25 protein-coding genes are annotated in these 22395 nt (G+C 62.3%); 13 read left to right on the top strand and 12 right to left on the bottom strand.

The features are described from left to right. Positions 1-279 precede the first annotated feature (279 nt). A complete protein-coding gene (locus tag OU993_RS21640) occupies positions 280-480 on the top strand; it encodes a hypothetical protein (protein ID WP_268161271.1) in 201 nt (66 codons plus the stop codon). A gap of 135 nt (positions 481-615) precedes the next feature. On the opposite strand, the gene OU993_RS21635 is transcribed toward OU993_RS21640, so the two are convergent. Continuing rightward, positions 616-1497 (bottom strand): LysR family transcriptional regulator, encoded by an 882-nt coding sequence (locus tag OU993_RS21635; RefSeq protein WP_268160956.1) that lies wholly within the window; start codon positions 1495-1497, stop codon positions 616-618. 113 nt (positions 1498-1610) lie between these two features. Here OU993_RS21635 and OU993_RS21630 point away from each other — a divergent pair, with 113 nt between their 5' ends. Further along, the gene (locus OU993_RS21630; protein WP_268160954.1) at positions 1611-2663 is read left to right on the top strand and encodes a YeiH family protein; all 1053 of its coding nucleotides are present in this window, start codon (positions 1611-1613) and stop codon (positions 2661-2663) included. A 26-nt stretch (positions 2664-2689) separates the two neighbouring features. Here OU993_RS21630 and OU993_RS21625 read toward each other — a convergent pair whose 3' ends face one another. Continuing rightward, positions 2690-3034, bottom strand: a complete 345-nt coding sequence (locus OU993_RS21625; RefSeq protein WP_268160952.1) for a carboxymuconolactone decarboxylase family protein — start codon at positions 3032-3034, stop codon at positions 2690-2692. 82 nt (positions 3035-3116) lie between these two features. Here OU993_RS21625 and OU993_RS21620 point away from each other — a divergent pair, with 82 nt between their 5' ends. After that, positions 3117-3419, top strand: coding sequence for an ArsR/SmtB family transcription factor (locus OU993_RS21620; RefSeq protein ID WP_268160950.1), 303 nt, complete (start codon positions 3117-3119; stop codon positions 3417-3419). Between the two features lie 6 nt (positions 3420-3425). Here the strand turns inward: OU993_RS21620 and OU993_RS21615 are convergent, their stop codons facing one another. After that, positions 3426-4070, bottom strand: coding sequence for a TetR family transcriptional regulator C-terminal domain-containing protein (locus OU993_RS21615; RefSeq protein ID WP_268160948.1), 645 nt, complete (start codon positions 4068-4070; stop codon positions 3426-3428). 292 nt (positions 4071-4362) lie between these two features. Here OU993_RS21615 and OU993_RS21610 point away from each other — a divergent pair, with 292 nt between their 5' ends. The 3 genes from OU993_RS21610 (at position 4363) to hydA (ending at position 7418) form a co-directional block, all read left to right on the top strand. Then, positions 4363-5616, top strand: coding sequence for a Zn-dependent hydrolase (locus OU993_RS21610; RefSeq protein WP_268160946.1), 1254 nt, complete (start codon positions 4363-4365; stop codon positions 5614-5616). Positions 5617-5656: 40 nt separating this feature from the next. After that, complete coding sequence (locus OU993_RS21605) at positions 5657-5863, top strand: hypothetical protein (protein ID WP_268160943.1); 207 nt, start codon at positions 5657-5659, stop codon at positions 5861-5863. Between the two features lie 100 nt (positions 5864-5963). Beyond that, positions 5964-7418: a dihydropyrimidinase gene (gene hydA, locus OU993_RS21600; protein ID WP_268160941.1), complete on the top strand. Its 1455-nt coding sequence runs from the start codon at positions 5964-5966 to the stop codon at positions 7416-7418. A 257-nt stretch (positions 7419-7675) separates the two neighbouring features. On the opposite strand, the gene OU993_RS21595 is transcribed toward hydA, so the two are convergent. Further along, positions 7676-8086, bottom strand: coding sequence for a cupin domain-containing protein (locus OU993_RS21595; protein ID WP_268160939.1), 411 nt, complete (start codon positions 8084-8086; stop codon positions 7676-7678). A gap of 124 nt (positions 8087-8210) precedes the next feature. Here OU993_RS21595 and OU993_RS21590 point away from each other — a divergent pair, with 124 nt between their 5' ends. From OU993_RS21590 to OU993_RS21560, 7 genes are all read left to right on the top strand, one after another. After that, positions 8211-8999 (top strand): ABC transporter ATP-binding protein, encoded by a 789-nt coding sequence (locus OU993_RS21590; protein ID WP_268160937.1) that lies wholly within the window; start codon positions 8211-8213, stop codon positions 8997-8999. Positions 9000-9197: 198 nt separating this feature from the next. Beyond that, complete coding sequence (locus tag OU993_RS21585; RefSeq protein WP_268160935.1) at positions 9198-10076, top strand: ABC transporter permease; 879 nt, start codon at positions 9198-9200, stop codon at positions 10074-10076. Beyond that, complete coding sequence (locus OU993_RS21580; protein WP_268160933.1) at positions 10073-10939, top strand: ABC transporter permease; 867 nt, start codon at positions 10073-10075, stop codon at positions 10937-10939. The genes OU993_RS21585 and OU993_RS21580 overlap by 4 nt, the downstream gene beginning before the upstream one ends. Before the next feature lie 26 nt (positions 10940-10965). Further along, positions 10966-11958, top strand: coding sequence for an ABC transporter substrate-binding protein (locus OU993_RS21575; RefSeq protein WP_268160931.1), 993 nt, complete (start codon positions 10966-10968; stop codon positions 11956-11958). 368 nt (positions 11959-12326) lie between these two features. Next, positions 12327-13535: an efflux RND transporter periplasmic adaptor subunit gene (locus tag OU993_RS21570; RefSeq protein ID WP_268160929.1), complete on the top strand. Its 1209-nt coding sequence runs from the start codon at positions 12327-12329 to the stop codon at positions 13533-13535. 16 nt (positions 13536-13551) lie between these two features. Further along, positions 13552-16887 carry an efflux RND transporter permease subunit gene (locus OU993_RS21565; protein WP_268160927.1) on the top strand — a complete coding sequence of 1112 codons (3336 nt, stop codon included), beginning with the start codon at positions 13552-13554 and terminating at the stop codon, positions 16885-16887. 128 nt (positions 16888-17015) lie between these two features. Continuing rightward, positions 17016-17702: a Crp/Fnr family transcriptional regulator gene (locus tag OU993_RS21560; protein WP_268160925.1), complete on the top strand. Its 687-nt coding sequence runs from the start codon at positions 17016-17018 to the stop codon at positions 17700-17702. Positions 17703-17744: 42 nt separating this feature from the next. Here the strand turns inward: OU993_RS21560 and aidB are convergent, their stop codons facing one another. The 8 genes from aidB to OU993_RS28960 all read right to left on the bottom strand — a co-directional run bounded on the left by aidB (position 17745) and on the right by OU993_RS28960 (position 22395). Further along, a complete protein-coding gene (aidB, locus tag OU993_RS21555) occupies positions 17745-18563 on the bottom strand; it encodes an AidB family quorum-quenching N-acyl homoserine lactonase (RefSeq protein ID WP_268160923.1) in 819 nt (272 codons plus the stop codon). Then, positions 18556-19176 carry an urease accessory protein UreG gene (gene ureG, locus OU993_RS21550; protein ID WP_268160921.1) on the bottom strand — a complete coding sequence of 207 codons (621 nt, stop codon included), beginning with the start codon at positions 19174-19176 and terminating at the stop codon, positions 18556-18558. Before ureG ends, aidB begins: the two co-directional genes overlap by 8 nt. An 81-nt stretch (positions 19177-19257) precedes the next feature. Further along, entirely contained in the window at positions 19258-19929 is a 672-nt protein-coding gene (locus OU993_RS21545; RefSeq protein ID WP_268160919.1) for an urease accessory protein UreF, read from the bottom strand. 6 nt (positions 19930-19935) lie between these two features. Beyond that, positions 19936-20463 carry an urease accessory protein UreE gene (gene ureE / locus OU993_RS21540; RefSeq protein ID WP_268160917.1) on the bottom strand — a complete coding sequence of 176 codons (528 nt, stop codon included), beginning with the start codon at positions 20461-20463 and terminating at the stop codon, positions 19936-19938. A 122-nt stretch (positions 20464-20585) separates the two neighbouring features. Then, positions 20586-21122 carry a peroxiredoxin gene (locus OU993_RS21535; RefSeq protein WP_268161270.1) on the bottom strand — a complete coding sequence of 179 codons (537 nt, stop codon included), beginning with the start codon at positions 21120-21122 and terminating at the stop codon, positions 20586-20588. A 181-nt stretch (positions 21123-21303) separates the two neighbouring features. Continuing rightward, positions 21304-21546: a hypothetical protein gene (locus OU993_RS21530; RefSeq protein ID WP_268160915.1), complete on the bottom strand. Its 243-nt coding sequence runs from the start codon at positions 21544-21546 to the stop codon at positions 21304-21306. 56 nt (positions 21547-21602) lie between these two features. Beyond that, the gene (locus OU993_RS21525) at positions 21603-22025 is read right to left on the bottom strand and encodes a GNAT family N-acetyltransferase (RefSeq protein ID WP_268160913.1); all 423 of its coding nucleotides are present in this window, start codon (positions 22023-22025) and stop codon (positions 21603-21605) included. An 88-nt stretch (positions 22026-22113) separates the two neighbouring features. Next, complete coding sequence (locus OU993_RS28960) at positions 22114-22395, bottom strand: type II toxin-antitoxin system RelE/ParE family toxin (protein WP_442793023.1); 282 nt, start codon at positions 22393-22395, stop codon at positions 22114-22116.

Here is a 22395-nt window from a genome sequence, read left to right as displayed (position 1 = left end):
ATCCGTTCCGTCGTCCTGCAATAGAAAGCTTACATTTTCGAGCGTCCATGCCACCATTTATATAGGCCATTGAACTACAGAAATAAAGATCGGATGAAGTGTTGCCGGGTGGAACACTCAGCCAGAGCATTACCATAAGTTGATGACGCACAAACCATATCAACCATAACCCTGCTTCCCCGTTACAGACCGCGCAAGATCGGCTAACAACAGCAGAATACACAACGGCCACGCAGCCGCCTTCCCTTATCCAACCCCGGAGAATAAATGATCAAGATCATGGTCTTGCTGCACAGCGCAGTCGGCGCCGGCTGGCAGTCTCCACCAAAGGGAACCAGCCTCAAAACGCTGGGTGAGGCCGAGGAACAGGGTTTGATCCAGGTGCGCGGCGAGTTTCAGAAACGCCAGATGCGCCTGACGGAGCTTGGCGTGCAGCATCTGGAGCGTGACCGCAAGCGGCTGGAAGCCCGCCGGATGTGACCGCAGACGGCTGACCGGCTGGGGCGACGAGAAGAGCCTTTGCCCGACAGCATGCCTCACCCGGCCTGCGCTTCGCTCGGCCACACTCTCCCCGCAAGCAGGGTGATTGGGCGACCATCAGCTCATTGTGCAATCCTAGGCCTCTACCAGCACCTCCACCATCGCCTTCATCGCCCGCGTGACGTGCCGTTCGCGGTGCATCAGCAGAAAGAAGGGCCGTGTCGGCATCGGGAAATCCGGCATGGCCAGACGCCCCTGCGCCAGATGCGCCTCCACCGCCCGGAAGGAGAGCACGGCGGCGCTGGAACTGGCCTCGACGGCAGCGATCACCGCCTCGTTGGAAGGCAGTTCCAGCGCGACCGTCAGCGCCTGAGGGGCGATACCAAGCCGCAACAATTCCTGTTCCAGCGCCGCCCGGGTGCCAGAGCCTTCTTCGCGGTGGATCCAGCTGGTCTGAACAAGATCGGACGGGGAAATCCCCTGCCCTTGCCTCCAGGGATGGCGGCGGCCGACCACCAGAACCAGCCGGTCCTCGCCGACACGCGCCACCGAGAGCGCCGGCTCGTCCACCCGCCCTTCCACCACCGCCAGATCGGCCTGGCCGCCAAGCACCGCTTCGGCGGCCGCCCGCGTATTGCCCACATGCATGGTGAGATCCACCTGAGGGTGGCGCTCGCGATAAGCGATCAGCCTCTGGGGCAGCCAATAGCTCGCCACCGTCTGGCTTGCATGGATGGCAAGGTGTCCCGCCGGGGCGCCAGACAGATCCTTCAGCAGCCGCGTCGCAGCCGCCGCCTTTTCCAGCACCGCCTCGGCATGCGGCGCAAACAGACGCCCTGCCTCCGTCAACTCGATGCCGCGGCCTACCCGGTTGAAGAGTTTCACCCCGTGCCGCTCCTCGAGCGCCGCAATCGCCGCACTCACCGAAGACTGCGTCAGGTGCAGCTCTTCCGCTGCCCGCGTCACATGGCTTTGTGCCGCCACCGCCAGAAAGATCCGCAACTGTTCAAGCGTCATGGGACAATCAATCGTCATTATCGATCGAAATAATCATATCGATTTGTTGGATCGATGAAAAGAAGGCGTGCAAAGTGTCTGCCATGATCCGCAGACATCAATGAAGGCATGCCATGCTGCACCAGACGAAACCCGTGGAGACCCTGCCAGCAGCCGGCCTGTCCCGTCTGGCGCTGTCGCCCCTTCTGTCGCTGATCCCCGGCCTTGCGCTTGCCGGAGGCATCGCGGCTGCCGCCATGGGTTTTCGCGCGCTGACCGGCATCCAGGCACTGTCACCGCTCATTCTCTCCATCGTCATCGGCATGCTGATCGGCAATCTGCGCCGACCGCCCGTTGCCTGCCGACCCGGCATCGGTTTTTCGATGAAACGTCTCCTGCGGCTCGGCATCATCCTGCTCGGGCTGCAGATCACGCTTTCACAGCTCCTCTCGCTTGGCCTCTCGGGCCTTGCCGTCGTCATCGTGACGCTTGCCGCCACCTTCACCGCGGTGACGCTCGTCGGGCGCCTGCTTGGCGTCGATCGCCGCCTGACGGGGCTGATTGCGGCCGGAACCTCCGTCTGCGGCGCCTCTGCCGTGATTGCCGCCAATGCCGTGGTGCGCGGGCGTGATGAGGACGTGACCTATGCGGTCGCTTGCGTCACAATCTTCGGCTCGTTTTCCATGCTGCTCTTTCCGCTCCTGATGCTGCCCTTGCATCTGGACGCCGTCGCCTACGGCCTTTGGTCGGGCGCCACCATCCACGAAGTGGCGCAGGTGGTGGCCGCCACCTTCCAGGCCGGCGACGTGGCAGGCCAATATGGCACCATCGCCAAGCTCGCCCGCGTCGTGCTCCTGGCGCCGCTGGTGCTGACACTCGCGCTGACGCTGTTTCGCTCAGGTGGCACAGGCACGGTGAAGGCCGGGGCCGCGCCCTTCCCGTGGTTCGTCATCGGTTTTCTGGCCATGGTCGGACTGAACAGCAGCGTCACGCTTCCGCCGGCCCTCTCGCAGGATGCCGGCCTGCTCGGCACCTTCCTGCTCTCCTGCGGTCTCGCCGCCATGGGCCTGCAAACCCACATGAAGCAACTGGCCGCCGAAGGCTTTCGCCCGCTGGCACTCGGCGCCTTCGGCTGGCTGTTCATCTCCGGCTTCGGTTATCTGATGGTGCGGCTGGCGGGTTTTTGAGCCCTCCGCCGGAGCCGTGGGAACGCTCAGGCCTCGTTGAACTGGTCCCAGGCCCGCAGCGCATCCGCCGCATACATCATGGCTGGCCCGCCGCCCATATAGGTCGCCATGGCCGCCACCTCGGCAATCTCTTCGCGCGTCGCACCGAGATCCTTCAGCGCCTTGACGTGAAAACCGATGCAGCCATCACAGCGCTGGGTAATGCCGATCCCCAGCGCAATCAGCTCCTTCGTCTTCTTCGACAGCGCGCCATCGGCAGTGGCCCCCTTGGCGAGCGCGTAGAAGCCGTTCACCGCATCCGGCGTCAGCTTGCGCATCTCCGCCGTATAGGCGCTGATATCCCTGGTGATCTGCTTGAAATCCTTTGACATGCCCGCTCCTTTTCGACTTTTTGCGATTTTTCAATTCATGTTTCCATGATATCAGAAAAACCTGTAGCGAGAAGAAAGTGGAATGGCGATGGCCGATGATTTGCCGAGCATGGCGCAAGATGTCGCAGGTTTCCTGAAAGGGCTCGCCAACCCGCACCGTCTGCTGATCCTCTGCGCGCTGATCAGGGGGGAACGCTCAGTTACGCAGCTGATCGAGGAGACGGGCATTGCCCAGACCTCCATGTCGCAGCATCTCGCGAAGCTGAAGGACGAGGGCATCGTGGCTTTTCGCCGCGATCACCGCACGCTCTATTATTCCATTCACCACGCCGCGGTGGCGGAACTGATGGCGGTGCTCGAACGGCACTTCTGCACAACGCCCTAACCCTGCTCAGAGACTCGGTTTTTCCACCTTCAGCCCGCGCAGGAACAGTTCTTCCAGATGACGGGCCGCATCCTCGAAACGCCCTTCGCCGGATTTGTCGCCCAGCACCGCCTGCACCTGCACGTCGAAATCGGCGTAATGCTGGGTGGTGGCCCAGATCGAAAAGATCAGGTGATAGGGGTCGCATTTGGCAATCTTGCCGGCCTTGATCCAGGCGCGGATCACCTGCGCCTTTTCATCCACCAGTTCCTTCAGCGGGCCCTTCAACTCGTCCTCGATATGCGGCGCGCCCTGCAGGATCTCATTGGCAAACAACCGGCTTTCGCGCGGGAAATCCCGCGACATTTCCAGCTTGCGGCGGATGTAGGAGCGGATCTCGCTTTCCGGATTGCCTGCCGCATCAAAGGCGCGCAGCGGCTCCAGCCAGGTAAACAGCATCCGGTCGAGCAGCGTGCGGTGGATCGCTTCCTTGGTGCGGAAATAATAGAGAAGATTGGGTTTCGACATGCCGGCGGCCTCGGCGATCTGGTCGATCGTCGCGCCCCGGAAACCATAGGCGGAAAACACGTCGAGTGCCGCCTCGAGGATCTTCTCCTCTTTTTCCTCCTGAATGCGGGTGCGCCGCTGTGTTTTCGCCGCCCTTGGAATCATTGCGTCCTGACTTCCCTCTCGCATCCGCATAACACGAAACGCAGATGCACAAAATTTATCCCCGCAAACCCACTGCCGGATTTGTGTTCATTTTTTCATCGTCCCGGCATTTTTCGGCTTGAGTACCGGCGCGGACATTGTAAGCTTTTACCAATCGGTCAATTTATCAATGACCCATCCGACAAAGGCAAGCCATCGCGCGAGCCGAGGTCACAAGAAGATGGGCGGACCGTCACGGGAACAGCAGCCGCATCACTCGATCCAACGGCTGACCAGATGAAGGAATGAACGTATGGTGGCAGCACCAGGCGAAAACCTGCGCGTGAACGGCGATCGGCTGTGGGACAGCCTGATGGAGATGGCAAAGATCGGCCCCGGCATTGCCGGCGGCAACAACCGCCAGACGCTGACGGATGCCGATGGCGAAGGCCGCCACCTCTTCCAGCGCTGGTGCGAGGCGGCAGGCCTCAGCATGGGCGTCGACCAGATGGGCACGATGTTCGCGACCCGCCCCGGCACCGATCCGGAGGCCCTGCCCGTTTATGTCGGAAGCCACCTCGATACGCAGCCGACGGGCGGCAAATATGACGGCGTTTTGGGCGTGCTGGCCGGGCTTGAAGTCATCCGCACGATGAACGATCTCGGCATCCAGACGAAACACCCGATCGTCGTCACCAACTGGGCGAACGAAGAAGGCGCGCGTTTTGCGCCCGCCATGCTGGCATCGGGCGTGTTTGCCGGCGTGCATTCTCTGGACTACGCCTATTCGCGCAAGGATCCGGACGGCAAGACCTATGGCGAGGAATTAAAGCGCATCGGCTGGCAGGGCGAAGAAGAGGTCGGCGCCCGCAAGATGCACGCCTATTTCGAATATCACATCGAACAGGGTCCGATCCTGGAAGCCGAGAACAAGCAGATCGGCGTTGTCACCCACTGTCAGGGCCTCTGGTGGCTGGAATTCACGCTGACCGGCAAGGAAGCCCATACCGGCTCCACGCCGATGAACCTGCGCGTCAATGCCGGCCTCGCCTTCGGCCGTATCCTGGAAATGGTGCAGGCGGTTGCCATGTCCGAACAGCCGGGCGCCGTCGGCGGCGTGGGCCAGGTGTTCTTTTCCCCCAATTCCCGCAACGTGCTGCCCGGCAAGGTGGTGTTCACCGTCGATATCCGCACGCCGTCGCAGGACAAACTCGACCGCATGCGCGCCAAAATCGAGGCGGAGGCGGCAAAAATCTGCGAGGCGCTCGGCGTCGGCTGTTCGGTGGAAGCGGTCGGCCATTTCGATCCGGTGACTTTTGATCCGACCTTGGTCGAGCGGGTGCGCACGGCGGCGGAAAAGCTGGGTTACAGCCACATGAACATCATTTCCGGCGCCGGTCACGATGCCTGCTGGGCCGCCAAGGTGGCGCCCTCCACCATGATCATGTGCCCCTGTGTCGGCGGGCTTTCGCACAACGAAGCGGAAGAGATCTCCAAGGACTGGGCGGCCGCCGGCTGCGACGTGTTGTTTCACGCGGTGATTGAAACGGCGGAGATTGTGGGGTGAGCGTGTTGGCGCTATATTCGATGGATCGAGAGATGATGTCATGTCCGACACGGTCACGAACGAACTCATCTATGATACGCTCAAGCGCATGCAGGAAACACTTGCCCTGCACACGCAGTTTCACCTTGAAGCGAAAGAGCGGCTCGGATTCCTCGAGCAGCAATATGCCAGCATCTCACGCCGCGTCGATCGGATCGATCAGCGGCTGGATCGGATTGAACGGCGCCTCGATCTCGTCGAGGTTTGACAACCGTCACGCAACCTCACCAACAATACCACAATAGGCATCGGGCCTCCGGCATCGATGCTGCCGGAGGTTCCCAAAACCAGCGGAGGGAACCGAACCCATGACCACAGTCATCAAGAACGGCACCATCGTCACCGCCGATCTCACCTATAAGGCCGATGTGAAGGTCGAGGGCGGCAAGATCGTCGAGATCGGCCCCAATCTTACGGGCGATACGGTGCTGGATGCGACCGGCTGTTACGTCATGCCGGGCGGCATCGATCCGCATGTCCATCTCGAAATGCCGTTCATGGGCACCTATTCGGCCGACGACTTCGAAAGCGGCACGCGGGCGGCCCTTGCCGGCGGCACGACCATGGTCGTTGATTTCTGTCTGCCCGATCCCGGCCAGTCGCTTCTCGATGCGCTGAAGCGCTGGGACAACAAGGCGACGCGTGCCAATTGCGACTATTCCTTCCACATGTCCGTCACCTGGTGGGGCGAACAGGTGTTCAACGACATGAAGACGGTGGTTGAGGAAAAGGGCATCAACACCTTCAAACACTTTATGGCCTACAAGGGCGCCTTGATGGTGAACGACGACGAGATGTTCGCCTCGTTTTCCCGCTGCGCCGAGCTTGGCGCCCTGCCGCTGGTGCATGCGGAAAACGGCGATGTGGTCGCCGCCATGCAACAGAAGCTGATGGACGAAGGCAATAACGGCCCGGAGGCGCATGCCTATTCCCGCCCTGCAACGGTGGAGGGCGAGGCCACCAACCGCGCCATCATCATCGCCGACATGGCGGGCGCACCGCTCTATGTGGTGCACACCTCCTGCGAACAGGCACATGAAGCCATCCGCCGCGCGCGCCAGAACGGCATGCGCGTCTACGGTGAACCGCTGATCCAGCACCTGACGCTGGACGAAACCGAATATTCGAACCCTGATTGGGATCACGCCGCAAGGCGCGTCATGTCCCCGCCCTTCCGTAACAAGCAGCATCAGGACAGCCTCTGGGCGGGCCTGGCCGCCGGCTCTCTGCAGGTGGTGGCGACCGACCATTGCGCCTTCACCACCGACCAGAAACGCTACGGCGTCGGCGACTTCCGCAAGATCCCGAACGGCACCGGCGGCCTGGAAGACCGCATGCCGATGTTGTGGACCTATGGCGTCGCGACCGGACGCATCACCATGAACGAGTTCGTGGCCGTGACCTCGACCAATATCGCCAAGATCCTCAACGTCTATCCGAAGAAGGGCGCCATTCTGGTCGGCGCGGATGCCGATCTTGTGGTGTGGGACCCGACGCTGACCAAGACGATCAGCGCCAAGAGCCAGCAATCGGCGATCGATTACAACGTCTTTGAAGGCAAGACCGTGAAGGGCCTGCCGCGCTACACGCTGACCCGCGGCGTGGTTGCCATCGAGGACGGCGCCATCAAGACCCGCGAGGGCCACGGCCAGTTCGTCGCCCGCGAACCCTACCCGGCGGTGTCCAGGGCACTCTCGACCTGGAAGGAGTTGACGGCGCCCCGGAAGGTGGAACGCACCGGCATTCCGGCCAGCGGGGTGTGATCGGTCCGATGACGGCAGCCATGGGCGCGTTGCATACCCCCCTCTGCCCTGCCGGGCATCTCCCCCTCAAGGGGGGAGATCGGACTGCTGCACCGTCTCGATCTCCATTGGCCTTTCGTGGACATGCGGTTGCTGCCCGACGTGAACGAGGGAATGAGCGACAAGCCGTTCTGCCGATCTCCCCCCTTGAGGGGGAGATGGCCGGCAGGCCAGAGGGGGGTGCCTCCGGCACGCCGCCCCTGCCGCCGCATATGTACTCACCGCGCCAAAGCATCCAGCTCTGGCAGCAGCACCACGCTTTCCTGCTCGTTGGGGTCGGTGCGGGCAATGATCGCGGTCGCCGGTTCGTCGGACGTGTTCGCCGGCAGGTGCGGCACGCCGGCCGGAATGTAGAAGAGTTCGCCGGCGCTCACCACCACATGATGTTCCAGATTGTCGCCGTACCAGGTGTCGGCCCGGCCGGCGAGCATGTAGATCGCCGTCTCGTGGTTCTCGTGCAGATGCGCCTTGGCGCGTGCGCCCGGCGGCATCGTCAGGATATGCATGCAGATGCCCTTCGACCCTACGGTTTCCGCTGCGATTCCCTCGAAATAGCTGAGGCCCTGTTTGCCGTCATAGGTATTGCCCGGCTTCACCAGCCGGCAGGTGGGCTTCGATGATGCGTCCATGTGAAATTTCCTCCAACAGCCCTGCCGGCGGCGGCTCTGAAGGCCGGCCGGTGCGGCAACAGCCACAGAAGATACCAGATAAAATGCCCCTTTCCATATCGCATTCTCGACGGGAGACGTTGGCATGAACAGCCCCGCCTCCGTCGTTTCCGCCCGCGATCTCGGCCTCACCTTCGAGACCGGCGACGGCCCCGTGCATGCGCTGACCGGCGTCAACCTCGATATCAAGAAGGGCGATTTCGTCTCTTTCATCGGCCCGTCCGGCTGTGGCAAGACCACCTTCCTGCGGGTGATCGCCGACCTCGAGAAACACACGAGCGGTTCGATCGAAATCAATGGAATGACTCCGGAAAATGCCCGCCTTGCGCGCGCCTATGGTTATGTCTTCCAGGCAGCAGCGCTTTACCCCTGGCGCACGATTGAAAAGAACATCGCGCTGCCGCTCGAAATCATGGGCTACAGCGCAGACGAGCAGAAGAAGCGGATCGCCGCCATGCTCGACCTCGTCAACCTTGCGGGCTTCGGCAAGAAATATCCGTGGCAGCTCTCGGGTGGCATGCAGCAGCGCGCCTCAATTGCCCGCGCGCTCGCCTTCGATGCCGACCTGCTCTTGATGGACGAACCCTTCGGCGCGCTGGACGAAATCGTCCGTGACCATCTGAACGAACAACTGCTGAAACTCTGGGACAAGACCAACAAGACGATCTGCTTCGTCACCCATTCGATCCCCGAGGCGGTCTACCTCTCCACCCGCATCGTGGTGATGAGCCCGCGCCCCGGCCGGGTGACCGACGTGATCGAATCCACCCTTCCCCGCGATCGCCCGCTGGAGATCCGCGACACACCGGAATTCCTGGAAATCGCCCACCGCGTCCGCGAGGGCCTGAAGGCGGGACATAGTTATGAGGAGTAGGAGCGGGCCGTTATCCGGGCTTGTCTTGCGGCCCCTCACCCTAACCCTCTCCCCATCAAAACGGGGAGAGGGGACGTGCCTCATGTCAGCCTTCCAGTCGGCCGAGGCGGCGCGGCATACACCCTTCTCCCCGTCAGAACGGGGAGAAGGTGCCGGCAGGCGGATGAGGGGCATTACCGCGTTGGTGGGAGAAACCCCATGACCTCCCTCCTCCGCGACCGCATCCTCCCCGTCCTCACCGTCATCGCGGCGATCCTCGTCATCTGGCATGTCTTCGTCATCTACCTGAACGCCCCCTTTGTGCGCGATCAGGCCGCACGGGCGGGGACCACCGTCACCCTCAGCGAAATCATTCCGCAGACCTTCAACCAGGAACGGCCGATCCTGCCGGCGCCGCATCAGATCATTGCCGAACTCTGGGATACGACGGTCGCCAAGCCCGTCACCTCCAAACGCAGCCTCGTCTACCATGCCTGGATCACGCTCTCGGCGACGCTGATGGGCTTCGGCATGGGCACCGTGCTCGGCATCGCACTCGCCGTCGGCATCGTGCACAACCGGGCGATGGACAAGTCGCTGATGCCCTGGGTGATCGCCAGTCAGACGATCCCGATCCTTGCGGTCGCGCCGATGATCATCGTCGTCCTGAACTCGATCGGCATCTCAGGTCTTTTACCCAAAGCCCTGATTTCGACCTATCTTTCCTTTTTTCCCGTCGTCGTGGGCATGGTGAAGGGCCTGCGCAGCCCCGATACGCTGCTGATCGACCTGATGCACACCTATAATGCCAGCAACAGCCAGACCTTCTGGAAACTGCGCTGGCCGGCGGCCATGCCCTATCTCTTCACCTCGCTGAAGGTGGCGATCGCGATTTCGCTGGTCGGGGCGATCGTCGGTGAATTGCCGACGGGCGCTGTGGCGGGGCTCGGTGCCCGCCTGCTCTCGGGCTCCTATTACGGTCAGACGATCCAGATCTGGGCGGCCCTCTTCATGGCCGCTGGCCTTGCCGCGGTCCTCGTCTCCATTGTCGGCGCGGCGCACGGCCTTGTTCTGAAGCGCATGGGGGTGAAACCATGAACGGTTATATGTTCCTCGCGCTTGCCGTCTGGCTCTGCGCCTGGGCGCTCAACGAATGGCTGGTGCGGCAGACGCCGCGCTCGCTAGCGGTCTCGCGTGCCATCGGCCTTGCCGTGCCGTTCATCTTCGGCGTCACCCTGCTCGTCATCTGGGAATGCCTGGTGCGCGGTTTCGAGATCCCGCCGATCCTCCTGCCGGCCCCCTCCGCCATCTGGGCAAAACTCACCGGCTCGGTGCCGGTGCTCTGGGCGGATTTCCAGCAGACCTTTCTGAAATCGGTCATCACCGGTTATGTCGCCGGCTGCGGGCTCGGTTTTCTGGTCGCAATCCTCATCGACCGTTCGCCCTTCCTGCAGAAGGGCCTGCTGCCGATCGGCAACTTCGTCTCGGCGCTGCCGGTCGTCGGCGTCGCACCGATCATGGTCATGTGGTTCGGTTTCGACTGGCCCTCGAAGGTGGCCGTCGTCGTCATCATGACCTTTTTCCCGATGCTGGTGAACACGGTGCAGGGGCTTTCAGCCGCCAGCCACATGGAACGCGACCTGATGCGCACCTATGCCGCCTCCTGGTGGCAGACGCTCGTCAGGCTGCGCCTGCCGGCGGCCTGGCCCTTCATCTTCAACGCACTGAAGATCAACTCGACACTCGCGCTGATTGGCGTCATCGTGGCGGAATTCTTCGGCACGCCCATCGTCGGCATGGGCTTTCGCATCTCCACCGAAGTGGGGCGCGCGAATATCGACATGGTCTGGGCCGAAATCGCGGTCGCCGCGGTGGCAGGCTCGGTCTTCTACGGTCTGGTGGCGCTCAGTGAACGGGCCGTCACCTTCTGGCATCCCTCCGTCCGCGGTGGGCGGAGGTAACAACCAAAAAAGAGGGAACTCACACCATGAAAACGAAACTCGCATCGCTGATGCTGGCCGCAGCCGTCTCGTTGACGGCGATGTCGGCCGCTGCCGCCGACAAGGTGACGCTGCAGCTGAAATGGGTCACCCAGGCGCAGTTCGCCGGTTATTACGTCGCCAAGGACAAGGGTTTCTACAAGGAGGAAGGCCTCGACGTCGACATCAAGCCGGGCGGCCCGGACATCGCGCCCCCGCAGGTGCTCGCCGGCGGCGGTGCCGACGTGATCGTCGACTGGATGCCCTCGGCACTTGCCACCCGCGAAAAGGGTGTAGCCCTCGTTAACATCGCCCAGCCGTTCAAGAAGTCGGGCATGATGCTGACCTGCCTCAAGGAAACCGGCATTACCAAGCCCGCCGATTTCAAGGGCAAGACGCTTGGCGTCTGGTTCTTCGGCAACGAATATCCGTTCCTGTCCTGGATGGCGACACTTGGCATCAAGACGGATGGCTCCGCTGATGGCGTCAAGGTACTGAAGCAGGGTTTCAACGTCGATCCGCTCCTGCAGAAGCAGGCCGCCTGCATTTCCACCATGACCTATAACGAATATTGGCAGGTGATCGATGCCGGCATCAAGCCGGACCAGCTCGTCACCTTCAAGTACGAGGACGAGGGCGTGGCCACGCTTGAAGACGGTCTCTACGTGCTGGAAGACAAGCTGAAGGACCCGGCCTTCAAGGAAAAGATGGTCAAGTTCGTCCGCGCCTCGATGAAGGGCTGGAAATATGCCGAAAAGAACCCCGATGAAGCAGCCGGCATCGTGCTGGACAACGATGCCTCCGGCGCCCAGACGGAAAAGCACCAGAAGCGTATGATGGGCGAAATCGCCAAGCTGACCGCCGGCTCGAACGGCGCGCTCGACAAGGCGGACTATGACCGCACGGTCAAGACGCTGCTCGGTGGCGGTTCCGATCCCGTCATCACCAAGGAGCCGAAGGGCGCCTACACGCTGGACATCACCGCTGCGGCTCTGAAATAACAAAATAACAGTACCGAAACGTTCCAGAAACGCGCAGTCTCAGGCTGCGCGTTTTTCTGTTTTGCAATAAAAGAAGTGATGAGCGGCAGCAACATCCGGTCATTGATCCGGTTGTGCAGTGCGACTAGACTGATCACGATTTGTTGTGCCGTGGTCTTGCGGGCAGGAGGAACCGTAGCCACCTATGGCTGAGACCGATCGGGCAAGCGAAACGGGGCACAGGGACGGGAGGCCAGTGCCCTTTTACTATGCCCGGAGCGTTCTTCGTTGCGTTGCCGACTGGTGCGTGCAGCAACGAAAGACCGCCACTGCCCCAGCAAGTACCCGTACCCATAGTTGGAACTGCCACGATAGGCCGGATAATACGAATGATTACCCGACACACACAGCTTGCCACCGTCATCGCTGCGATTGCCCTTTCCGCCGGGCTTTCCGTTTCCGTCAATGCACAGGAGCAGGCAGCCCCCGCCCGGCCACAGGCCGAGGCGAGCCGCCTTCCCGCCATCGTGGTGACGCAAGTCTCATCCCGTCCGATGGTCGACAGCGTCGTGGCAAGCGGCACCGTCCGCCCGGTCCAGGAGATCTTCGTGCAGCCTCTGGTGGACGGTCTGTCGATCAAGACGCTGCATGCGGATGTCGGCGACCGGGTCAAGGCCGGCGATGTGGTGGCCGAACTCAACAGCGACAGCCTGCTTCTGCAGAAAAGCCAGTTGCAGGCGAACAGGGCAAAGGCCGAAGCCGCCCTTGCACAATACCGGGCCCAGGTGATCGAGGCACAGGCCAACGCCGACGACGCCGAGCGCCAGCGGGACCGTGCAGTGACACTGAGCCGCAATGGTACCGTGTCGATCTCGCAGGTCGAACAATTGACGGCCTCGGCCGATGCGGCGCTTGCCCGGCTGAACGCCGCCAAACAGGCCGTCAGCGCCGGCGAAGCCGATATCAAGGTTGTCGAGGCGCAGATCGATGACATCGATCTGAAGCTGGAACGCACCGAGGTCAAGGCGCCCGTTGATGGCGTCATTTCGGCGCGTGATGCCAAGGTTGGTGCGATTGCGAGCGGCTCCGGCACGCCGCTTTTCACCATGATCCGCGACGGCGCCATCGAACTGGTTGCCGATGTGCCGGAAAGCGCGATCCGCCGCATCAAGGCCGGCATGCCGGCCAAGGTGACGGTCGCCGGCGGCAGCGATCAGCTGCCGGGCAAGGTGCGCCTCGTCTCGCCCGTTGTCGATGCCGCCACGCGGCTGGGTTCGGTGCATATCGTCGTGGACGAAAGCACCGGTGCGAAATCGGGCATGTATGCCAGCGCCCGGATCATCATCAATGAGGTAACGGCACCCTCGCTGCCGCAATCGGCGGTGACGACAGAACGGGCCGGCACGATTGCCCGCAAGGTCGAAGACAATGTCGTGAAGCAGGTTCAAGTCGAGATCGGCATCCAGGACAGCGGTTACGTGCAGATCCTGAGCGGCCTTGCTGAGGGCGACATCGTCGTTGCCAAGGCGGGTGCCTTCGTTCGCGACGGCGACCGCATCGCGCCAAAGCCGGAAGAACCGGCCGCCGCATCGAACTGACGGAGACGAGATCGTCATGAACTTTTCCGCCTGGTCCATCCGCAACCCGATCGCGCCGTTGCTCGGCTTCGCGCTCTTGGTCTTCCTCGGCATCGGCGCGTTCAACACGCTGCCGATCACCCGTTTCCCGAACATTGACGTTCCCGTCGTCTCCATCTCCGTCACCCAGAGCGGCGCATCGCCGTCGGAACTCGAAATGCAGGTGACGAAGGAGGTTGAAGACGCCGTCGCCTCGATCAGCGGCGTCGACGAAATCACCTCCACCGTGACCGACGGACAGTCCAACACGGCCGTGCTCTTCCGTATCGAAAAACCGACGGAAGAGGCCGTGCAGGACGTCAAGGATGCCATCGACCGTATTCGCGGCGATCTTCCCGCCTCCGTCGACGAACCGATCGTCTCGAAGGTGGATGTCGAAGGCCAGGCGATCCAGACCTTTGCCGTCTCCTCACCCAACATGACGCTCGAGGAACTCTCCTGGTTCGTCGACGACACCATCAAACGCGCCCTGCAGGGACAGCCCGGCATCGGTCGTATCGACCGTTACGGCGGCGCGGACCGTGAAGTGCGCGTGGCGCTCGACCCGGCCAAACTGAACTCCTACGGCATCACGGCGCCGGAGGTGAACGCGCAGCTGCGCAGCGTCAACGTCGATCTCGGCTCCGGCCGCGGTCAGGTGGGTGGCAACGAACAGAGCATCCGCACGTTGGGCGACGCCCGCAGCGTTGCCGAACTTGCCGACACCACGATTGCGCTCTCCAACGGTCGTTTCGTCAGACTGTCCGATCTCGGTACCGTGACGGACACCTACGAGGAACCGAAGAGCTTCTCGCGCTTCAATGGCGAGCCGACCGTCACCTTCGCCGTCTTCCGCGCCAAGGGCGCCAGCGAAGTCTCGGTGGCCGAAACCGTCGCCACCGAGCTCGACGAGATCCGTCAAACTCATCCGGACGTCAACATCCAGATGGTGGATGACTCCGTCTACTTCACCTATGGCAATTACGAAGCGGCGATCCACACTCTGATCGAAGGCGCAATCCTCGCCGTCATCGTGGTCCTGCTCTTCTTGCGCAACTGGCGCGCCACGCTCATTTCGGCGATTGCGCTGCCGCTGTCGGCCATCCCCACCTTCTGGGTCATGGATCTGCTCGGTTTCTCGCTGAACCTCGTCAGCTTCCTGGCCCTGACGCTCGCGACGGGTATTCTCGTTGACGACGCGATCGTCGAGGTGGAAAACATCGCCCGCCACATCAAGATGGGCAAGACGCCGTACCGCGCCGCATTGGAAGCCGCCGACGAAATCGGCCTGGCGGTTATCGCCACCAGCTTCACCATCATCGCCGTTTTCGTGCCGGTCTCCTTCATGCCGGGCATTCCGGGCCAGTACTTCATCCAGTTCGGCCTGACGGTGGCGATCTCCGTCTTCTTCTCGCTGCTTGTGGCGCGCCTCATCACACCGCTGATGGCCGCCTACCTGATGCGGGCCGAAGACGCGATGGACGACCATCACGACAATGACGGCTGGATCATGAAGGGTTATACGCGGCTCGTGACGGGCACGACGAAGCGCTGGTACATGCGCTACGCCACGCTGGTCGGCGCCATCGCCTTCCTCATCGGCTCGATCATGCTTTTGATGCAGGTGCCGGGCAGCTTCCTGCCGCCGGAAGACCGCTCGCGTATCACGCTTTCGGTGGAACTGCCGCCGAATGCGACGCTCGACGAGACCTCGACCACGACGAATGCGCTCTACGACATCATCAAGCCGATGGAAGGCGTGGAAAGCGTCTTCATCCTCGGCGGCGCCTCGCCGAAGGGTGACCTCGAACTGCGCCGCGCAACCGTCAACGTCATTCTCGGCAATATCGAACATTCGCTTGTGAAGACGCTGGTCAACAAGGGCCTCGGCTCGCTGCCGCTCATCGGCCAGTATGTGCCGAAGATGACGGTGGAGGGTCGCACGCGTCCGCAGTGGGAGATCGAGGAGGAAATCTTCGCAAAAGTCCGCGCCGTGCCGGATGTGCGCATCACCAAGCTGAATGATCGCGGCGAACGCGAACTGACGTTCAACTTCCTCGCCAGCAACAGCGAAGAGCTGGATGATGCGGTCGCCAAGCTCGAAAGCCGGCTGCGCGCCTCGCCGGTCCTGGCCAACGTCTCCTCTGAAGGCGCGCTGCCGCGTCCGGAGCTGCAGATCCGTCCGCGCAAGGACGAGGCGGCCCGCCTCGGCATCACGCCGCAGCAGATCTCGGAAACCGTGCGTGTCGCCACGATCGGCGACGTGGACGCCGCCCTGCCGAAGATCTCACTCGACGACCGCCTGATCCCGATCCGCTCGCAGGCCTCGCTCGACGTGCGCCGTGACCTGCAGGCGATCCGCAACCTGAAGATCAAGACGGCCACCGGCTCCACCGTTCCGCTGTCGAGTGTTGCCGATATCGATTATTCGGAAGGTCCGAGCTCGATCAAACGCAACAACCGCAGCCGCGTCGTCTCGATCGGTTCCGACATCCCGCAGGGCACCGCGCTCGATACGGCGACCGCCGAATTCAAGCGCATCGTCGAGGAAACCGATCTGCCGCCGACGGTACGGCTCGCCGAAAGCGGTGACGCCAAGATCCAGGCGGAAATGGTGCAGGGCTTCGGCAATGCCATGTTGCTCGGCCTGCTTCTGGTGCTGGTGGTGCTGATCCTGCTGTTCAAGGACGTGATCCAGCCCTTCACCATCCTGTTCTCGCTGCCGCTCGCCATCGGCGGTGTGGCGGTGGGGCTCATCGTCACCAACAATGCGCTCTCCATGCCGGTGTTGATCGGCATTCTCATGCTGATGGGCATCGTGACGAAGAACGCCATCCTGCTGGTCGATTTCGCCATCGAGATGCGCCGTCATGGCATGGAACGTGTCGCAGCCATGGTCGAAGCCGGCCGCAAGCGTGCCCGCCCGATCATCATGACCTCGATCGCCATGTCGGCCGGCATGTTGCCCTCAGCGCTCGGCGTTGGTGAAGGCGGCTCCTTCCGCGCGCCGATGGCGATCGCCGTAATCGGCGGCATCATCGTTTCGACGGTGCTGAGCCTCGTGGTGGTGCCAGCCTTCTTCCTGATCATGGACGACGTGTCACGCCTGCTCGGCCGCATCTTCAGCCGCTTCGTCGGCCAGAAGGAAGAGGAGGATCCAATCCTCTCCGACGAGGAGCTGAGCCGCGTTGCCCGCGACAACGAGGCCAAGATTGCGGCACTTCAGGAGAGGCTGGACAGCCTTACCGCAAAATCGGCCCATGAGGAGCACCCGCGCGCCTCGCATTCCGCGGGCAACAATGTGCTTCGACTGCCACCACTTGCAGCTGAATAAGCACAAACAAAATTAATCTTTCGAGGGGCCCAGTTTGATCGACGTCAAATTGGGCCTTTCCGCGTGGTGTTACCTTCACTCCCGTTCGCAGTCCGAGGGACAATGACGTGCAAGGGGAGCGACAGGCGATGCTGGACAGGAATCACAGGGCAAATCAACGCGAGCGGACTCTTCTGTCGAAGACGAGCTTCATCCGAGCGCTGTCCCCGATGGCGTCATCAAAGATGCTGGACGGCGCGCATATCGCGACCATGCCGGCGCGCGCCTCGATCTTCCGCGAAGGCGAAGCGGCACTCTCCTTCTATTGCCTGCTGAGCGGTTATGTTCGTCTCTACCGGGTCAGCCGCGACGGACGGCAGGCGGATATCCGCATCTGCGGCCCGGGCGACATGTTTGCAGAATGCCTGATCTATGGCGGCGACAAATACCGTTTTAATGCCCAGGCGGCGGAAAACGTGACCCTCGCCCGCTTCGACATGCAGGATGTGCGCGAACTCGCCGAACAGGATCCGACGGTGGCGAAGGCGATCATGGCGACGCTCTCCGACCACCTGCTGTCAACCATGGACTGCGTGGTGAACGACCGGCTGCACACCGCCCCGCAGCGCGTGGCCGATTATCTCCTGACCCGTTGCGCGACGGAAAACGGCCCGACCTCGATCCGCCTGCCCTACCAGAAAAGTCTTCTCGCCGGCATGCTGGGCCTGGCGCCCGAAGCGCTATCGCGCGCCTTCTCGTCGCTGCGCCGCACCGGCGTGACCGTACGCGGCCGGGTGATCCAGATCGGCAATGTGGAAGCGCTGAAGGACGTCTGACATCTGCCGGGCGCCTTACTCACCCGGCTTGTCGGTTGACGGTCAGGCCGGGGTAAAACGCCAGCCCTCACCGGCACGCTCGACACGCACATAGCCGGAAACGTGGCCGCCGGAGGCCGTCCAGCCCTCCTTGCTTGCCCGTGCAAAGATCGACCGGCGGCTGGCGGCTCCCTGTGCGGCATCGGCATCATAGATAAAACAGAAATCCGGATCATCGAGCTGAAGTGCCGGCGCGTGGACCAGATCACCCCACAGAACAAGCCGGTCGGTCCCCTCGCCGATCAGATAACCGAAATGGCCGGGTGTGTGGCCCGGCATGGCGATCGCCTCGATCTCCGGCAAGACGGGACCTTCCTCCACCGGTTTCACCCGCTCGCCGTAGGTTGCCAGCAACCGTGCGGCAATATCAAAGCCACCGCGCCGGTAAGTCGGCACCGTCTCCTTCAGGGCTGAATTGCCGAAGAAGTCCAGGTCGGCTTTCGGCGCGAAGATCTCCGCCTTCGGAAAATAGGCGCCGTCATCGGCAAACAGCCCAAGCGCATGATCGCCGTGCAGATGGGTGACAAGCACGCGCACCACATCCTCCGGCCGAACGCCCGCTTCGGCGAGTGCCGCCCGGCCAAGCCCGAGCTGCGGCCCCCAGAACGGTCCCGTGCCGGCATCGACCAGCGTCACGCCGTCCGGTCCCGTGAGAAGGAACAGGTTGACGTCCATGTCCACCGTCGGCGCCCCCCAGGCGGCGACAGCCGCATCGCGGACCCCTTCGCTGCTCGCGTGCGCGAGGTGCTCGATCGGCGCCTTGTAGACGCCGTCGATCAGAACCGTCACATCATAGGAACCGAAACGCTTCGTCTCAGGCATGCTGCAGCCCGCCATGCGTTTCGAGGAAACGCACGATATGATCGACCCCCTCGCCGCGCTTCAGATCGGTAAAAACAAAGGGCATGCCGCCGCGCTGCTTGCTGGCATCCCGGTCCATCACGTCGAGATCGGCCCCGACATAAGGCGCGAGGTCCTTCTTGTTGATGACGAGCAGGTCCGAACGGGTGATGCCCGGCCCGCCCTTGCGCGGGATTTCCTCGCCCTGGCAGGTGGAGATCACGTAGATGGTGATGTCGGCCAAGTCCGGAGAAAAGGTCGCGGCGAGATTGTCGCCGCCGGATTCGATGAAGACCACGTCGAGATCCGGAAAGCGATCGTTGAGGCCCGCAATCGCCTGCAGATTGATCGTCGCATCCTCGCGAATGGCGGTGTGCGGGCAGCCGCCGGTTTCCACACCGACGATCCGGTCCGAGGAGAGTGCCTGCATCCGCACCAGCGCCTCGGCATCCTCCTTGGTGTAGATGTCATTGGTGACGACCGCGACCGAATAGGTCTCGCGCATCGCCTTGCAGAGCTTTTCCGTCAGCGCCGTTTTGCCGGAGCCGACCGGGCCGCCGATGCCGACGCGAAGGGGTCCGTTTGCCGATGTCATGTCCATGCCTTTCCAGAAAATCATGGCGGCAGCATAACGCCGCCGCTGCGCCGCACAAGGCGACAAAACGTTGAACGGTCGTCAGGACCGGAACAGGCGCGAAACCTGCGTCTCGTGCCGGAGCGAGGCGATATCCGCCTGCACAGTCGCCGTGCCAAGGTCATCGAGGCTGGCGCGTGCCGCCCGTTCGGCGGTCGCCGCCATCAGCGATTCCAGCCGGGCGAGGATCTCCACCCCCTGCTGCTGGCCACAGACGCCCAGCCGGATGCCGGCAGACACACCTTGCGAGAGGCCGGCATGCAGGAAGGCGGCGAGCGCCTGCACCGCGTCGATGCCATGCGCGGCGGCGACCGCACCGACAGCGACCGGATAGGGACAATCCTTCGGCAGCGCCGCAAACACCGAATGCGGCCAGGCGGTTGCGGCGGAAAGAAAGGCCTTGCCCAAGGACAGCGTTTCCAGATGCCGCTCGGCGGAACCCGCCAGGGCCAGACCCAGTTCGGCGACTTCCGCAAGCACCTCGCTCTCCCCCTTTGCCGCCGCGGAGGCGGAGAGGAGAACCGCATCGTTCCACAGCGTGCCATGGCGCAGCAGCGTCGAAAACCAGGCCTCCAACCCGACGGCATCCGTCACCAGACGATCATGTACCGCCCGCTCCAGTCCGCCGGAATAGGCAAAACCGCCGACCGGAAAGGCCGGCGACAGCCAAGCCATCAGCCGCAGCAGGGCCTGCATCTCAGAGGAACCGCTCATCGGGTCTCAATCGTGGTGATGATGATCGTGCCCGTGTCCATGGGAATGATCGTGGCCATGGTCGTGCTTGTGCCCGTGATCATGAGCATGACCATGCGAACCGTGGCTGTGATAGGCGCCGCGGGCGGGCTGGAAGGGCTCCTCCACATCGCTAACGCTGGCACCCAGACCTTCCAGCATCGAGCGGATCACGTGATCGCGCAGGATCAGGATACGCCCTTCCTCGATCTGTGCCGAGAGATGCCGGTTGCCGAGATGCCAGGCGAGTTCGATGAGATGCAGCGTGTTGCGCGCCTTCACCTCGAACAGTTTTTCCGCCGCCGCCTTCACTTCCACCGTATCGCCATTGTCCAGCACCAGCCGGTCGCCGTCATGGAACAGCACGGCCTCCTTCAGGTCCAGCATCACCATGTCGCCATTGGAGAGATGCAGGAGCTTGCGGCGCAGATGGCGCAGGTCATGCGGGAGCGTGACGGTATCGACGGGCGGATCGCTGATCTCGCCAGCCGGGCGGTAGGAATGGACATGCTGCATGGGATTTCTGTTCCTGTGACTTCGCTGCCATCATTGCGAAGCCCGTCCCGCATGACAAGCAGGATTTTGCGATGCACGAGATGAGGGGCCGGCGCAGGAAAAGAGCCCGCCCCTCCCAAAACTCAGGCAGCTTCCTTGCGGCGCAGGGTTTCCAGGATGTTCTGCGGCGAGGAAACCCCATAAGGGTCGGTTTCGCAGTTGTCGGAAAAGCCCTCTTCCTCGAACCACTGTTCGACGATGCCGTTGTTGATGACGGCGGCATACCGCCAGGAGCGCAGGCCGAAGCCGAGATTGTCCTTGCGCACCAGCATGCCCATCTTGCGGGTGAACTCGCCGGAACCATCCGGAATGAGCTTGACGTTGTCGAGACCCTGCGACTTGCCCCAGGCATTCATCACAAAGGCATCGTTGACGGAGATGCAGTAGATCTCGTCAATGCCTTCCGCCTGGAATTCCGGATAGAGCTTTTCAAAATCCGGCAGCTGATAGGTGGAGCAGGTGGGCGTGAAGGCGCCCGGCAGCGAAAACAGCACAACGCGCTTGCCGCCAAAATAATCCGCCGAGGTGACATCCTGCCAGCGGAAGGGATTGGGGCCGCCGATCGATTCATCACGAACGCGCGTGCGGAAGGTCACATCAGGCACTTTGCGGCCAATCAACATGGATCGTCTCCTGTAAAAACACATAGGCGCCCCGACGCCTCACGGACGCCAGTCGGCGAAAACACAGGAGAGATTTTACCCGGTCTTTGCGTGCAGTGCAGCATGGAACGGTGATTTTAACAGCAATGCATAGCGGTTATGCGCCTTGGTCATGGCACAGGTGCAGCACGTTCGTTCATCAATCCGTGAGGTCGAGCCGCCGCTCGATCCGGTGGATCTTGTCGGTGAGACGATCCAGCCGCAGCCCCATCTCTGCAACGCCTTCTGCATCAGTTCCCTGATCTCGGCGAAGACCGGCGAGCCCCAATTCGATCCGGGTCAGACGGCTGCCCTGCTCACGCAGGATATCCCGCATGTCGCGGATGTCCGCGCGGACAGCGCGCAGGTGTTCAAGCACAAGATTGTTGATGTCTTCAGCCATGGCTCCACCCTGACGTGACAGGACCGAAATCTACCACCAAACGCGGGCACTTGCCATCACAGCGGCTTGCGGAAATAGACGACCCGCTGGGTCTCGTCAAAACCCCAGGCCGCATGCGCCTCGTGGGAGGTGAGGTTCTCAAGCCCGGCATCCGAACACAGTTCAACATGTCCTTCGCCCCTCAGATCGGAGGTGATGCGGGAGAGAAGAGACGCACCCACACCAGATCGCCGCGTCTTCGGCTCCACCCAGATCCCCTCGAGAAACAGCACCGGCGTTTGTGTGCAACCATTCGCGTAATCGCGGATCGACACCTCGGCAAAACCGCAGGCTTCGCCATTCGGCCCAACGGCAAGATAGGCACGATGACGGGCATTGCCGACCATCGCGGCGATCTCCGCACGATGTCCGTCGAGATCGAGGCTGCCCCACAGGCAGGCACGCATGCGGGACCAAACGTCAAGATCCGCCGCAGTCATTCTTCGGACTTCAATGGTCATTGTCGTACCGGTCAACAAAAGGAACAAAGGTGGGCGACGAATGGAAGAAGCAGGCGAACTCCGCGTCTTAGTCTCTACTTTCCCGCCCATGCCAGATCCGGACCACGATCAGAATATCCCGCGCCTCGTCCAGTCTGCAGCGCAGAACATATGCGCTATTGCCGAAGGGGATGAAGAGCTGCCGGTCTCCAGGCCGTCCTTCCACATCCGCACCAAGTTTCGGATTGTCCTGTAGACGAAAAAAAGCCGCCTCTGATCGCCAATATAGCTTTTTGCGCCGCCAGCGGATTCCGCACCAGGAGAAAGTTGCGAAGGCGGAGAAGATCCTGCCTCGCTTCAGGCAGAACAA

It is taken from the genome of Rhizobium sp. SL86 (assembly GCF_026672545.1).
In the GTDB taxonomy this organism is placed as follows: Bacteria; Pseudomonadota; Alphaproteobacteria; order Rhizobiales; family Rhizobiaceae; genus Neorhizobium.
This window is presented reverse-complemented; position numbering and strand designations above follow the sequence as displayed.